Below are 15500 nucleotides of genomic sequence, written 5' to 3'. Positions count from 1 at the left end.
ACAGAGAGAAGAGGGTAAGACATGACTCCAGAAATGTTTGTCGAGCTTTTCCGTGACGCACTGTGGATGGTGCTGATCATGGTCTGTGCCATCATTATTCCAAGTTTGCTTATTGGTCTTGTCGTCGCTATTTTCCAAGCGGCAACCTCTATCAACGAACAAACGCTGAGTTTCTTACCGCGTTTGATTGTGACCTTATTGGCGTTAATGTTGTTTGGCCACTGGATGACTCAAATGTTGATGGAATACTTCTTCGGCTTGATTGAACGCCTACCACAGGTGCTTTACTAGAGGCGCGTATGGAGTATCCGACCCATATCGTCCTCGACTGGATCGCAAACTACTTTTGGCCCTATACCCGTATTTCTGCCATGTTGATGGTGATGACGGTAACCGGGGCACGCTTTGTCTCACCTCGAATTCGTCTCTACCTCGGTTTAGCCATTACCTTTGCGGTTGCCCCTGCGATTCCTGCGGTGCCTCAAGATATTGAACTGCTTTCTTTCCGTGGTTTCATGACCATTGCCGAGCAAATCATTATTGGTGTTGCGATGGGCATGGTGACCCAGTTTATGATCCAGACGTTTGTACTTTTAGGTCAGATCTTAGGTATGCAATCGAGCTTGGGTTTCGCATCCATGGTCGACCCTGCTAACGGCCAAAATACCCCTTTGCTTGGTCAGCTATTTATGTTCTTGGCGACCATGTTCTTCTTGGCTACCGATGGGCATTTAAAAATGCTGCAATTGGTGGTGTTTAGTTTCAAAACCTTGCCGATTGGGTCTGGCTCGCTCAATGCGGTCGATTTCCGTGAAATGGCGAGTTGGCTTGGCATCATGTTTAAGACGGCATTGAGTATGTCGTTGTCGGGCATTATCGCGCTGCTCACGATTAACTTGTCATTCGGTGTAATGACACGTGCCGCACCACAGCTGAATATCTTCTCACTCGGTTTTGCCTTTGCCTTGATGGTGGGCTTGTTACTTTGTTGGTACATTCTGGCTGGTTTGTACAGCCATTATGAATTGTTCTGGGCAGTGGGTGAGGAGCAGATTTGTAACCTCATTCGCTTGGATTGCTAGGAGGCTGGATTGGCAGAGTCAGACGGTCAGGAACGCACCGAAGAAGCCACGCCCCGACGGTTACAACAAGCCAGAGAAAAGGGGCAGGTTGCTCGGTCTAAAGAGCTTGCATCAGCGTCAGTGCTGATCGTAGGGGCTATCGCCTTAATGTGGTTTGGCGAGTCTTTGGCGCGCTCGCTGTTTTCCATCATGAGTCGTTTGTTTGACCTTAAACGCGATGAAATCTTCGATACCGCTAAGTTATTCGACATTGCTTTTGGTGCGATGACGGATCTGCTGTTCCCACTGTTTCTTATCCTTATAACTTTGTTTATTGCAGCCATGATTGGAGCCGCAGGGGTAGGGGGGATTAGCTTTTCTGCCGAAGCGGCAATGCCAAAGCTCTCCAAGATGAACCCGCTTAGTGGTCTAAAACGCATGGTGGGCATGCAAAGTTGGGTTGAGCTGATCAAATCGATTTTAAAAGTGGCGTTGGTAACGGGGATGGCGATTTACCTTATCCAAGCGTCGCAAGCGGATTTGATTCAGTTAAGCATGGATGTGTATCCGCAAAACATCTTCCACGCTTTGGATATCTTGCTCAACTTCATCCTGCTAATCAGTTGTTCTTTGCTCATCGTTGTGGCGATCGATATTCCGTTTCAGATTTGGCAACACGCTGATCAGCTTAAAATGACCAAACAAGAGATCAAAGACGAATACAAAGAGACCGAAGGTAAGCCTGAAGTGAAAGGTCGTATTCGTATGTTGCAACGTGAAGCAGCTCAGCGCCGAATGATGGCCGATGTGCCACAGGCCGACGTTATCATTACCAACCCAGAACACTTCTCTGTTGCGTTGCGTTATAAGCAGAAAACCGACCGTGCGCCAGTGGTGATCGCCAAAGGTACCGACCATATGGCGATGAAGATCCGAGAAGTAGCGCGCGAACACGACATTACCATCGTACCTGCTCCGCCATTGGCGCGTGCGCTCTACCACACCACAGAGTTGGAGCAGGAAATTCCTGACGGCTTGTTTACCGCCGTAGCGCAAGTTCTGGCGTTCGTTTTCCAACTTAAGCAGTATCGTAAACGTGGCGGTCAACGACCGAAAATTCAGGACTACGACCTACCAATCCCACCTGAACATCGTCACTAATGAAAATAATTGCATGGTGTGATTAGACAAAAATTCACATTAGATCAAAGGATTGTGATTTCTTTGAGCAACTAGTCATTATTTTGGCGTTAATCATGGTACACACATTGCTTAAACCGCGCTAATCAACAACAATACCTAAACTTTTAGGCGAAAGCTGTCGCGTAATACTAGTTACATGTGTGTACTTACATGCCTCTGTTACGTGATGCTCCAGACCGATTGAGACACCTCGCAGTATGAAGTTAAGCCTGCCATTTGCAGATAAATTACCCAAAATTCCACAGCGTTCCATGCCCGCCATTGGTGCGCCTGTTATGGTATTGGCCACCCTTGCAATGGTGGTGCTACCTATACCTGCATTCCTGCTGGATTTATTCTTCACCTTTAACATCGCCCTCGCTATGGTGGTGTTGTTAGTGACCGTTTACACACGTCGTCCACTCGACTTTGCTGCGTTTCCTACGGTACTGCTAATCGCGACGCTATTGCGTTTGGCATTGAACGTTGCTTCAACCCGTGTGGTACTTCTATACGGTCACGAAGGGGGCAATGCGGCCGGTAACGTAATCGAAGCCTTCGGTAACGTTGTTATCGGTGGTAACTACGCCGTCGGTCTGGTGGTCTTCCTTATCTTGATGATCATTAACTTCATGGTTGTGACCAAAGGTGCGGGCCGTATTTCTGAGGTAAGTGCTCGCTTCACCTTGGATGCCTTGCCGGGTAAACAGATGGCGATCGATGCGGACTTAAACGCCGGTTTGATTGACCAAGACCAAGCGCGTTTACGTCGTTTTGAAGTGACCAAAGAAGCGGACTTCTACGGCTCAATGGACGGTGCGTCTAAATTCGTAAAAGGTGATGCGATTGCGGGTATTTTGATCCTGTTTATCAACATCATCGGTGGCCTATCGATTGGTATGGCGCAATACGGTTTGGGCTTCTCTGAAGCCATGCAAATCTACACCTTGCTGACCATCGGTGACGGCTTGGTGGCACAAATTCCATCGCTATTATTGTCTATCGCGGCTGCGATGATGGTAACGCGTCAAAATACTGATGAAGACATGGGCGAGCAGCTGATTTTCCAGATGTTCGACAACCCGAAAGCCCTCATGATCACCGCCGCGATTCTTGGTGTTATGGGTATCGTGCCGGGTATGCCTCATTTCTCATTCTTGTCATTAGCGGTTATTGCTGGTGGTGCAGCTTACTGGCTCGACAAGAAGCAAAAACAAAAAGCCAAAGAACCTGCCTTACCCGCTAAAGCGGAAGATGGCAGTGAGCCGATTTCTCAACGCGAGTTGTCATGGGATGATGTACAACCCGTCGATATCATCGGTCTAGAAGTAGGCTATCGCTTGATCCCATTGGTGGACCGTGACCAAGGTGGTGAACTGCTTGAGCGTGTGAAAGGGGTGCGTAAAAAGCTTTCTCAAGACTTCGGTTTCCTTATTCCTGCGGTTCATATCCGTGACAACCTAGAACTGACGCCAAACAGCTACCGCATTACCTTGATGGGTGTTGCTGTTGGTGAGGCCGAGATTCGTCCAGACCAAGAGCTGGCGATAAACCCAGGTCAGGTTTACGGCATGATTGAAGGCGAGCCGACCATGGACCCTGCATTCGGTCTAGAAGCGGTTTGGATTCGTGAAGAGCAGCGTGAACACGCCCAAGCGTTAGGCTATACCGTGGTGGACTCATCCACGGTACTGGCGACACATTTGAGCCAATTGCTGACCAACAACGCGTCACAACTGATTGGTCATGAAGAAGTACAGAACCTATTGGAAATGCTCGGCCGTAGCGCGCCTAAATTGGTGGAGAACTTTGTTCCTGATCAGTTGCAACTTGGCGTGGTCGTGAAAGTGCTGCAGAACCTGCTTAACGAAGCTATCCCAATTCGCGATATTCGAACCATCGTGCAAACCTTGGCGGAGTACTCGAGTAAGAGTCAAGAACCTGACATTTTGACTGCCGCAGTTCGCATCAGTTTGAAACGTCTAATTGTTCAGGAAATCAATGGTATAGAGCCTGAACTACCAGTGATAACACTCATTCCTGAGCTGGAACAAATCTTGCATCAAACCATGCAGGCATCAGGCGGCGAATCCGCTGGTATTGAACCGGGATTAGCTGAGCGACTTCAGTCCTCTCTGAGCCAAGCGACACAAGAGCAAGAACTGAAAGGCGAGCCTGCGGTTCTGCTGACATCTGGCGTATTGCGTTCCACATTAGCGAAGTTCGTTAAGAACACAATACCGAACCTCCGTGTACTGTCTTACCAAGAAATACCGGACGAAAAGCAGATCAGAATTGTGCAAGCCGTGGGCAACTAAGCCTGCGCATCATTAATGGATTTATAGTTTGAAAATTAAACGATTTTTTGCCAAAGACATGCGAACAGCGCTGCTCCAAGTGAAAGAAGAGCTTGGTGCAGAAGCGGTGATCATGTCGAATAAGAAAGTGGCAGGCGGTGTAGAGATCGTAGCGGCAATCGACGGCGAGTCCAATGCAGCTCCGACTTCACAGGCGCACTCTCTTCCTAACCGTGGCGCAGCTCAACCAAATCGTTATAGCGAACAACGTCAATTGCCGTCATCTGCAGCAGAGCGTTATCAAGATCGCCGTTTGGATGAAGACAGAATTAGCCTAAACGCGAACAATGAAAAATCAGGCTCAATGACGCAACGTTTCGCGAATATGCTCAAGCAATACAGCAATGGTGCTGCTGAGTCAGATGACCATGTGGCAGAGAACGAAGATTCTTTGTCGGCATTACTGCAGCGCCAAAACAAGCATCGTGAAAGCTATAACCAAGAAAAGCCAGCGCCATATCAACCCGATTCGCCACTGGCGAAGTTGATTGCACAAGACAACCGATTTGAGCGCCCAACACCTAAGTTGGATCCAACACGCTATGACCGTCGTCGTCCGTCGGATGAGCGAGAAGAATCTAGTAGTGAACTAGAGAACATGCGCGAAGAGATGACATCGATTCGTCGTTTGTTGGAGCACCAAGTTTCCGGTTTGATGTGGCAAGAGGTTGAACGCCGTGAACCATTGCGTGCGATGCTGATTAAGCGTCTAGAGCGAATGGGCGTTTCGCCGGAGTTGGCAGATCAAATGGCTTGCTACATTCCAGAAGACACTAAGCCGGCGCGAGCGTGGAAGGCACTGCTTTCTCTCGTGGCGGATCAAATCAGCATTCCAAAACAAGACATCTTGAAGCGTGGTGGTGTGGTCGCACTACTTGGGCCGACAGGTGTTGGTAAAACCACCACGGTTGCAAAGCTTGCAGCGCGTGCGGCAATGGAGTTTGGTGCCGACAATGTCGCCCTTGTGACAACAGATACATATCGCATAGGTGCACATGAGCAGCTCTCAATTTACGGAAGAATTATGGGTTGTCCTGTAAGAGTTGCTAAAGATTCTAACGAGTTAGCCGATGTTATATATCAGCTAAGAAACAGAAGACTGATTTTGGTCGATACGGCAGGGATGGGGCAGCGAGATGTAAGACTCTCTGAGCAGCTCGATACCCTGATGCAAGAGAGTGGAGAAGTGATTCACAGCTACCTTGTTTTGCCAGCTACCGCACAACGTCGTGTTCTACAAGAAACACTGGATCATTTCCGACGCATTCCGCTGTCGGGCTGTATTTTGACTAAGCTTGATGAATCATTAAGTCTTGGCGAATTCATCAGCGTGGTGATTCAGAACGCGATGCCAGTGGCTTATATTGCCAATGGTCAGCGCGTACCAGAAGACATTGTGATAGCACAACCAAAATACATGATTGCGAAAGCAAATGAACTGTTAGAGAAGTCGACAGAGAACGAACCTCACTTTTGGAACAGTGACAGCGAAGGACTCTAGGGCGGCGGACTACTATGACTGAGAATATGATACACGATCAAGCAAGCGGCCTCCGTCGCTTAACACAACCATCATTGACTAAAGTAATTGCTGTTACTGGCGGTAAAGGTGGTGTGGGTAAATCAAACGTAACACTGGGTCTGGCGATCTGTATGGCGCGCCAAGGCAAAAAGGTGATGGTTCTCGACGCGGACTTAGGTCTGGCGAATGTGGACGTTATGCTCGGAATCCGTTCAAAACGTAACCTAGGGCATGTCCTTGCGGGTGAATGTGAGCTAAAAGATGCGATTGTTGAAGGCCCTTATGGTATAAAGATAGTCCCTGCAACTTCTGGCACACAAAGCATGACCGAGCTGTCTCACGCTCAACATGCTGGACTCATCCGTGCATTTGGTAGTCTTGAAGAAGAAATGGACGTACTGCTGATTGATACAGCAGCGGGCATTTCTGACATGGTAATTAGCTTTTCACGTGCAGCTCAAGATGTTGTGGTTGTGGTTTGCGATGAGCCGACTTCAATCACCGATGCCTACGCATTAATCAAGCTGTTGAGTAAAGAACACCAGGTTCAGCGCTTCAAAGTTGTTGCAAATATGGTCAGAAGCTACCGTGAAGGCAGAGAATTATTCGCAAAGTTGACTCTAGTCACAGAGCGCTTCTTGAATGTCAGCCTCGAACTCGTAGCATGTATTCCATTGGATGACAAAGTACGTCAAGCCGTGAAAAGACAGAAGATCGTTGTGGATGCCTTCCCTCGCTCTCCTGCGGCTTTAGCGATCAGCTCATTAGCGAATAAAGCACTGACGTGGCCACTGCCTAAGACACCAAGTGGACACCTAGAATTTTTCGTTGAAAGGTTGCTAAATCGTACTGAATTGGCAGAGGACCCTTTTGGTGAATAAAGCGATTACCTATGACCAACATGGCAAATTTAATAGCCAGCAGGCGTTCATTGAACGTTACTCGGTGTTGGTTAAGCGTATTGCTCATCACCTGTTAGGCCGTTTACCGCCGAGTGTTCAGGTAGAAGATTTAATTCAGGCCGGCATGATCGGCCTTATCGAAGCTCAGCAGAATTATGATGGTTCTAAAGGTGCGAGCTTTGAAACTTATGCAGGTATCCGAATTCGCGGTGCAATGTTGGATGACATTCGCAAAGGCGACTGGGTACCTCGTTCTGTTCATAAGAACAACCGCGAAATTAACCAAGCGATCGCAGAGCTGGAAGGTGTACTAAATCGTGACCCATCGGACTCAGAAGTAGCAGCACATCTCGGCATGACACTAGACCAATATCATAGTGCGCTTACCGACATAAACTGTTCAAAACTGGTGGGAATTGAAGATTTAGGCGTCTCTGATGATGTGATTTCACCGGCTGATGAAACCGATGACAGCAACCCATTTAAGGGTGTTGCTGATGAATCGTTCAAAAAAGCACTGGTTGAATCAATAAAACAGCTTCCAGAGCGTGAAGCGCTAGTACTTTCGCTTTATTATGACGAAGAACTCAATTTGAAAGAGATTGGCGATGTGTTGGGCGTAAGCGAATCTCGCGTAAGTCAAATACTGAGTCAATCGATGCAACGTTTACGCACCAAGCTCAGTGCGTGGACACAAAATGACTAAACACACTGATTTTACGATTCAGTGGAGGCAATTTTGAATAAAAACATGAAGATCCTTATTGTTGATGATTTCTCAACAATGCGCCGTATTGTTAAAAACCTGCTTCGTGACTTGGGTTTCAATAACACTCAAGAAGCGGACGATGGTTTAACTGCATTACCTATGCTGAAAAAAGGTGACTTCGACTTTGTTGTAACTGACTGGAACATGCCAGGTATGCAAGGCATCGACCTGCTTAAACACATCCGTGCGGATGCAGAACTTAAGCACCTACCTGTTCTAATGATCACAGCTGAAGCAAAGCGTGAGCAGATCATCGAAGCAGCTCAAGCAGGCGTTAACGGTTACATCGTTAAGCCGTTTACTGCTGCAACACTAAAAGAAAAATTAGATAAAATTTTCGAACGTTTATAACCCTCTCTTTCTCTTTGTTAATCGAGTCATCACTCCTAATACCTAATACTAAAGGGTGGCTCGTTTGACGCTAAAAAAGCGAAAAGAAAGAACTAAACGTAAAAAAGGGTCTATTCAGGATGATCTCACTAGAGCAGGCGAAGTCGCTCGTTCAGATGCTAGAAAACGGGGAACAGGACCAAGCTAATGCGCTTGTTGCCTCGATATATGAAAGCGATGGGAATCCGATGCTAAAAGAAATCGGAACATTAACCCGCGACCTTCATGATTCACTTAAGCACTTCAACATCGATCAACGCATGACAGAAATTGCCAGGGCGGAAATCCCTGATGCAAGAGACCGTCTGCAATATGTGATTGATAAAACTGAGTTAGCAGCAAATAAAACGATGGACGCGGTTGAGTGCTGCTTGCCTATCGCCGATAACCTGCATGAGTGCCTTCAACAAGTTCGCCCTCAATGGAACGAACTCATGCACGGACGCATTGAATTAAGCGATTTCAAAGCGCTTTGCCATCGTATCGACGAGCTGTTAGTTCAAGTCGAAGGTGATAGCACTGAATTGCGCGGTCAACTGACCGAAATTCTTATGGCACAAGACTTCCAAGACTTAACGGGTCAAATCATTCGCCGCGTGATCACGCTTGTCAATGAAGTGGAAGATCGCCTGGTTGAGATCTTGACCGTCTTTTCTGGCAATAAACCAGAAGAACAGACTCAAGTTTTGCCAGAACCGTCAGATAAAAAGATTAAACAATCAAGCGAAGCAGAAGGTCCAATTCTTAACCCTGAGCAAAGGGAAGATGCGGTCTCGTCGCAGGACGAAGTCGACGACTTGTTGTCCAGTCTTGGATTTTAAAGGTAACGTATGAGCTACGATTTAGACGAAGATATTCTTCAGGACTTTCTAATTGAGGCTGGGGAAATCCTTGAGCTGCTGTCTGAGCAGTTAGTTGAACTGGAAAATAATCCAGAAGACAAAGATCTCCTAAACGCGATTTTCCGCGGTTTCCACACGGTGAAAGGTGGTGCTGGTTTCCTATCATTGGCAGAACTGGTTGATACCTGTCACGGTGCTGAGAACGTGTTCGACGTGTTGCGAAACGGCCAACGTTCAGTGACGCCAAGCCTAATGGACACCATGCTGAAAGCGCTTGATACGGTTAACCATCAATTCCAAGCGGTTCAAGATCGTGAGCCACTAGATGCGGCGGATCCTGCGTTGCTAGAAGAGCTTCACCGCCTATGCAAACCAGAGTCTGAAGACGAAGTGGTCGCTGCTGTTGAAGCGCCAGTCGTAACACCAGAACCTGTGATTCCTGAGCCAGTCATCGAACAACCTGCTGCACCAGTTGAGTCTGCTCCTGCCTCTTCAAGTGTTGGCTCTGTTGACGAAATCACTCAAGACGAATTTGAAAAGCTATTGGACGAGCTGCACGGTAAAGGTGCTGCTCCGGGTGCGTCTGCATCAGCGCCAGTAGCTCCAGCTGCTCCTGTTCAAGCAAGTGCGCCTGCGGCAGATAGCGGCGACATTACTGATGATGAATTTGAACGTCTATTGGACGAGCTACACGGTGTAGGCAAAAGCCCATCAGCATCAGATGTTGCTCCAGTAGAACCACCAAAAGCACCAGAGCCGGTTGCACCAGCGGCATCTTCATTCTCAAACGACAGCGACTTAATGACGGATGAAGAGTTTGAGAAGTTACTTGATGAACTACACGGTGCGGGTAAAGGACCGACTCTTGAAGAGTTAGACTTTGCAACCAAACCTGCATCGGCAAACGTGGCACCAGAAGCGCCAAAAGCAGAACCTGCACCAGCGCCTCAACCTGCTCCAGTAGCGGCTGCGCCTTCTCCTGCACCAGCTCCAGCTCCTAAGCCAGAAGCAAAACCGGTTGCGGTAAAAGAAGAAGCGAAAGCGCCAGCGGTTAAGAAGCCACAAGCAGAAGCAACTGTACGTGTTGATACTTCGACACTAGACACCATCATGAACATGGTTGGTGAGCTTGTATTGGTGCGTAACCGTCTACTAAGCCTTGGTTTGAACAGCAACGACGAAGAAATGTCGAAAGCGGTAGCAAACCTAGACGTCGTGACTGCAGACCTTCAAGGTGCAGTGATGAAAACGCGCATGCAGCCAATCAAGAAAGTATTTGGCCGTTTCCCACGCGTTGTTCGCGACTTGGCGCGTAACCTAAATAAAGACATCGTGCTTGAAATGCGCGGTGAAGAAACCGACCTAGATAAAAACCTAGTAGAGGCGCTAGCGGATCCATTGATCCACTTGGTGCGCAACTCGGTTGACCACGGTATCGAAATGCCAGACGACCGCGCGAAAGCAGGTAAATCTCGTACTGGTAAAGTGATCCTGTCTGCATCACAAGAAGGCGATCATATCGAACTGGCTATCGTTGACGATGGTGGCGGTATGGATCCGAACAAACTTCGTGGCATCGCGGTGAAACGCGGCATGATGGACGAAGATGCGGCAGCACGCTTGTCAGACAAAGAGTGTTTCAACCTGATCTTTGCGCCAGGCTTCTCAAGTAAAGAGAAGATTTCAGATATCTCTGGTCGTGGTGTAGGTATGGACGTGGTTAAAACCGCGATCAACACCCTAAACGGCTCTATCGATATCGACTCTGAGCTAGGTAAGGGCACTAAGATCACCATTAAAGTTCCACTCACACTGGCGATCCTTCCAACACTGATGGTTGGCGTAGGCGGTCACCCATTTGCTCTGCCACTGGCGTCGGTAAACGAGATTTTCCACCTAGATCTAAGCCGCACTAACGTGGTGGATGGTCAGTTGACAATCATCGTGCGTGATAAATCTATCCCACTGTTCTACCTACAAAATTGGTTGGCTTCTAAGTCTCCACGTGTACAAGAGCGTACAGGCCACGGTCATGTTGTTATCGTACAGATCGGTAGCCAACGTGTTGGTTTTGTAGTGGATACATTGATCGGCCAAGAAGAAGTGGTGATCAAGCCGCTAGATAACCTATTGCAAGGCACGCCAGGTATGGCAGGTGCGACGATCACCAGTGATGGCCACATCGCATTGATTCTTGATGTGCCAGACCTACTTAAGCAATACGCTGCAGCTTCGCGCATCTAAGCGAAGCTGGAGTCGATAAAAGGAATAAAATGGCGATTAAAGTACTAGTCGTTGATGATTCGAGTTTTTTCCGTCGTCGCGTTAGCGAAATCATCAACTCAGAATCGCGCCTAGAAGTGATTGATGTTGCGGTTAACGGCAGAGAAGCGGTTGAGAAAGCCAAAACTCTCAAGCCTGACGTCATCACGATGGATATTGAAATGCCAGTCATGGACGGTATCACTGCCGTTCGTGAAATCATGGCTGCGTCTCCTACGCCAATCCTGATGTTTTCGTCCCTGACTCACGACGGGGCGAAAGCAACGCTTGACGCACTAGATGCGGGTGCGTTGGATTTCTTACCGAAAAAGTTCGAAGACATTGCTCGTAACCGTGATGAAGCCGTTTCTCTGCTTCAACAGCGAGTGATTCAAATTGCGTCTAAGCGCGCGTTTATGCGTCGTCCAATTGCGCGACCTGCGACTGCAGCGACCAATTCGACAGCGCGTCCTTTGACTTCTCGTACTGCTGCGCCGACTGCATCTGCGCCAAGCCGTCCGATGGCAGCGAAATTCCGCGCATCAGGTAAGAAGTATCAGCTAACAGCGATTGGTACGTCGACTGGCGGCCCTGTTGCGCTACAAAAAATTCTGACTCGTTTGCCAGTTAACTATCCACATCCAATCGTGCTTATCCAGCACATGCCAGCGACATTCACAGCGGCATTTGCAAGTCGTCTTAACACGCTATGCAAAATCCAAGTGAAAGAAGCGCAAGATGGTGATGTGTTACAAGCGGGTGTGGCTTATCTTGCCCCAGGCGGCAAACAGATGATGGTTGACGGTCGTGCTGGTGCTGCTCGTCTTCGTATTATCGATGGCGGCGATCGCATGAACTACAAACCGTGTGTCGATGTAACCTTCGGTTCTGCTGCAAAAGTCTACGGCGACAAAGTGTTGTCGATGGTACTAACAGGCATGGGCGCTGATGGTCGTGAAGGTGCACGTATGCTGAAATCAGCCGGTTCTACCATTTGGGCTCAAGACGAAGAAAGTTGCGTCGTTTATGGCATGCCACAAGCGGTTGCGAAAGCGGGCATCTCTACTGAAGATCTACCACTTGAGCGCATTGCAGAGCGCATGCTGGTGGAAGTGGGCTTAGCGTAGGAAAGATCATGATCGTTTGGAGTGTAGCAAACCAAAAAGGTGGTGTAGGTAAAACCACATCAACTGTGACATTAGCTGGTCTATTGAGCCAAAAAGGTCACCGAGTGTTGATGGTGGATACTGACCCACACGCGTCGCTGACGACTTATCTTGGTTATGATCCGGATGCCGTAACAACAAGCTTGTTCGATCTTTTTCAGCTGAAGACGTTTTCACGTGAGACGGTAAAGCCGTTGATCTTAGAAACGGATCTTGAAGGTATGGACATCATTCCTGCGCACATGTCGCTTGCTACGCTAGATCGCGTAATGGGCAACCGAAGCGGAATGGGTTTGATCTTGAAGCGTGCCTTACAAGCGGTTGCGCAAGACTACGATTATGTCTTGATTGACTGTCCGCCGATTCTCGGTGTGATGATGGTTAACGCATTAGCAGCCAGTGACCGCATCTTGATTCCGGTTCAAACTGAATTCCTTGCGATGAAGGGTTTGGAGCGCATGATTCGCACTCTGACCATTATGCAAAAGTCTCGTCCGGGTGGCTTCAAAGTGACTATTGTTCCGACTATGTACGATAAGCGCACGAAAGCCTCGTTGCAGACACTGACTCAGCTTAAAAAAGACTACCCGAATCAGGTGTGGACGTCAGCGGTGCCAATTGACACCAAATTCCGTGATGCGAGCTTAAAGCATCTGCCAGCTTCGCATTTTGCTTCCGGTAGTCGTGGCGTGTTTGCTTACAAGCAACTGTTGATTTACTTGGAGAGGTTAGCGTTCGATGAGCAATAACGACGTACTTTCCAGTGAACAAGCACTTGATGATTACTTCAGTGCTTTGCTTGGCGAAGAGGTCGAAGTTATTGAGCAAGAAGAAGAGCTTGACTTGCTCGCTCAAGAACTATCATCTGCAGAGCCAGAGCCAGAGCCAGAGCCAGAGCCAGAGCCAGAGCCAGAGCCAGAGCCAGAGCCAGAGCCAAAATTACAGCTGCAATACGCAGAACCGGAGTCGTATCAATACAGTGATTCGTACTCGCCAGAATTAGAAGCGCCTAATCTGGAAGACGTTCAGCGATTGCTTAGCCAACTTGAGTCCACCAACGTGGTGGCAGAGTTGGATATCGATGACATTCTGGAGCAAAACACCATTGATATTGCGATTGAAGCAAAATCTATGGAACCAGAAGTCGAAATAGCGGTGGAAACCGTTGAAGAAATTCAAGAGTGGGTGATCGACGAAGAGCCGGCACCGACTGTTGAGGTTGAACAACCTGAGCCAGTTTGGGAGCAACCAGAAATTGAAATGGTTGAACCCACAGTTGAAGTTGAAGTGGAGATTGAACAGCACACTGAGACAGAAACAGAACTGGAAACCGAAGCGGGTGCAAAGTTACCCAATACTTGGGAGAGCACGCAGCGTAGCGCTGACTTTCAAGTGCTTTACTTTGATGTAAATGGTGTGACTTTTGCGGTGCCGCTTGATGAGTTAGGTGGTATTCACCGCATCACAGAGCTGAACCACTTGATTGGTCGCCCTGCATGGTACTTAGGTTTACAAACCAGTCGTGAGCAACAATTTGATGTCGTCGACACTGCAAAGTGGGTGATGGCGGATAAGCTTCGCGACGATAACTACAAAGATAACTACCAATACGTCGTCATGCTTGGTGAAAGCATGTGGGGGTTAGCCAGTAACCAATTGATGGGTACTGAAACGCTCAATATCGACAAAGTCCGTTGGCGTGAACAAGCGGGCAAACGCCCTTGGCTAGCGGGCATGGTGAAAGAAAAAATGTGTGCTTTAATTCATGTCCAAGCACTTATAGACATGCTAAACGCGGGTTTAGATGTAAAATCACTGAATTAGATTTTTGGTCGGGAACGACATTAACGAGGATTAACTATGTCTCAAGCTTTTGAAGTAGAAGTGAAGAAAGATACATCGAACGACGAAGTTCTTCAGTGGGTGACGTTCCAACTAGAAGAAGAAACGTACGGCATTAACGTAATGCAAGTTCGTGAAGTTCTTCGCTACACAGAAATCGCTCCAGTTCCAGGTGCGCCAGATTACGTGCTAGGTATTATCAACCTACGTGGCAACGTTGTAACGGTTATCGATACACGTTCACGTTTTGGCCTAATGGAAGGCGAAGTAACAGACAACACGCGTATCATCGTGATTGAGTCTGAGCGTCAAGTTATCGGTATCCTAGTAGACAGCGTTGCTGAAGTGGTTTACCTACGTTCTTCTGAGATCGATACAACACCTTCTGTAGGTACTGACGAAAGTGCGAAGTTCATCCAAGGCGTAAGCAACCGTGATGGTAAACTGCTTATCCTTGTTGATTTGAACAAGCTGCTAACTGATGACGAATGGGATGAGATGGCTCACCTATAATTGGCTGATGAATCATGGCTGAAGAAACCTTGCTATCTTTGCCGCTCATATTGGGTGGCCTAGCGTTTGTATTCTTAGTGCTGCTTTTGCTTCAACTGCGCGTGCGTGCGGGTTTGCAAAAGCAGATGGATCAGCAACGTGCACAGTCACGCCATGCTGACAAAGAAACACAAAAACTAAACAAGCAACTGTTGGAAGTGCGTTCAGTGGTGGTAGGCCTAGGTCAAAAAGTGACTGAACAACAAGATGTGATTCAACATCTTAATGAACGCATTCGTGAACTTGAACACGCAGATACAGACGGCCGTTTGTACAGCCGCGCTTCGAAAATGGTTCAACTTGGTGCCGACATCAATGAGTTGATTGAAGAGTGTGAATTGCCAAAAGCAGAAGCAGAATTGATGCTATCGCTGCAGAAAAAACTGGCAGGGAAAGAGAAAATCCCACCGCTAAGCAGTCAACCCTCTGATGACCCGACTTATCCACCCCGTGGAAGACGTCGATAAAGATTAAAAAAGAAGCTTCGGCTTCTTTTTTTATTTTTAAAATAAAAACTTATAATCACTTATGGTTATTTTTATCAAAATGTGACTATAAGTTAACAAAAACTCACGAACTTACATACATCATCGCTTTCTTATCCTGTTTTGTCACAACTAAGCTGTGCTAATATAGCGGCTCGTTCATTTTTT

General features: G+C 47.8%; 15 protein-coding genes. All 15 read left to right on the top strand.

The annotated features are described in order from the left end of the window. Positions 1–21 precede the first annotated feature (21 nt). The 15 genes from fliQ (at position 22) to VCHENC03_RS05190 (ending at position 15314) form a co-directional block, all read left to right on the top strand. The gene (gene fliQ / locus VCHENC03_RS05120) at positions 22–291 is read left to right on the top strand and encodes a flagellar biosynthesis protein FliQ (RefSeq protein ID WP_005433008.1); all 270 of its coding nucleotides are present in this window, start codon (positions 22–24) and stop codon (positions 289–291) included. Positions 292–299: 8 nt separating this feature from the next. Continuing rightward, positions 300–1082: a flagellar biosynthetic protein FliR gene (gene fliR, locus VCHENC03_RS05125; RefSeq protein ID WP_005438703.1), complete on the top strand. Its 783-nt coding sequence runs from the start codon at positions 300–302 to the stop codon at positions 1080–1082. A 9-nt stretch (positions 1083–1091) separates the two neighbouring features. Continuing rightward, positions 1092–2222, top strand: coding sequence for a flagellar biosynthesis protein FlhB (gene flhB / locus VCHENC03_RS05130; protein WP_009707370.1), 1131 nt, complete (start codon positions 1092–1094; stop codon positions 2220–2222). A gap of 239 nt (positions 2223–2461) precedes the next feature. Beyond that, a complete protein-coding gene (flhA, locus tag VCHENC03_RS05135) occupies positions 2462–4561 on the top strand; it encodes a flagellar biosynthesis protein FlhA (protein ID WP_005438706.1) in 2100 nt (699 codons plus the stop codon). 28 nt (positions 4562–4589) lie between these two features. Beyond that, positions 4590–6101 (top strand): flagellar biosynthesis protein FlhF, encoded by a 1512-nt coding sequence (gene flhF, locus VCHENC03_RS05140; protein ID WP_009707369.1) that lies wholly within the window; start codon positions 4590–4592, stop codon positions 6099–6101. Between the two features lie 14 nt (positions 6102–6115). Continuing rightward, entirely contained in the window at positions 6116–7003 is an 888-nt protein-coding gene (locus tag VCHENC03_RS05145) for a MinD/ParA family protein (protein WP_005438708.1), read from the top strand. Continuing rightward, positions 6996–7730, top strand: a complete 735-nt coding sequence (locus VCHENC03_RS05150) for an RNA polymerase sigma factor FliA (protein ID WP_005438709.1) — start codon at positions 6996–6998, stop codon at positions 7728–7730. The genes VCHENC03_RS05145 and VCHENC03_RS05150 overlap by 8 nt, the downstream gene beginning before the upstream one ends. Positions 7731–7775: 45 nt before the next feature. Further along, on the top strand, positions 7776–8144 hold the full coding sequence (gene cheY / locus VCHENC03_RS05155; protein WP_017635949.1) for a chemotaxis response regulator CheY: 369 nt from the start codon (positions 7776–7778) through the stop codon (positions 8142–8144). Positions 8145–8263: 119 nt separating this feature from the next. Then, entirely contained in the window at positions 8264–9004 is a 741-nt protein-coding gene (locus VCHENC03_RS05160; RefSeq protein WP_005438710.1) for a protein phosphatase CheZ, read from the top strand. Between the two features lie 9 nt (positions 9005–9013). Continuing rightward, a complete protein-coding gene (locus VCHENC03_RS05165; protein WP_009707368.1) occupies positions 9014–11269 on the top strand; it encodes a chemotaxis protein CheA in 2256 nt (751 codons plus the stop codon). 29 nt (positions 11270–11298) lie between these two features. Beyond that, a complete protein-coding gene (locus VCHENC03_RS05170) occupies positions 11299–12414 on the top strand; it encodes a protein-glutamate methylesterase/protein-glutamine glutaminase (RefSeq protein WP_009707367.1) in 1116 nt (371 codons plus the stop codon). An 8-nt stretch (positions 12415–12422) separates the two neighbouring features. After that, positions 12423–13202, top strand: a complete 780-nt coding sequence (locus VCHENC03_RS05175; protein WP_005438728.1) for a ParA family protein — start codon at positions 12423–12425, stop codon at positions 13200–13202. Next, a complete protein-coding gene (locus tag VCHENC03_RS05180) occupies positions 13192–14277 on the top strand; it encodes a chemotaxis protein CheW (protein WP_009707366.1) in 1086 nt (361 codons plus the stop codon). Before VCHENC03_RS05175 ends, VCHENC03_RS05180 begins: the two co-directional genes overlap by 11 nt. A gap of 36 nt (positions 14278–14313) precedes the next feature. Next, positions 14314–14808, top strand: a complete 495-nt coding sequence (locus tag VCHENC03_RS05185; protein WP_005438733.1) for a chemotaxis protein CheW — start codon at positions 14314–14316, stop codon at positions 14806–14808. A 14-nt stretch (positions 14809–14822) separates the two neighbouring features. Continuing rightward, positions 14823–15314, top strand: a complete 492-nt coding sequence (locus VCHENC03_RS05190; protein WP_005438735.1) for a DUF2802 domain-containing protein — start codon at positions 14823–14825, stop codon at positions 15312–15314. The last annotated feature ends 186 nt before the right edge of the window (positions 15315–15500 follow it).

The organism is Vibrio sp. HENC-03, assembly GCF_000305755.2.
Taxonomy (GTDB): domain Bacteria; phylum Pseudomonadota; class Gammaproteobacteria; order Enterobacterales; family Vibrionaceae; genus Vibrio; species Vibrio owensii.
This window is presented reverse-complemented; position numbering and strand designations above follow the sequence as displayed.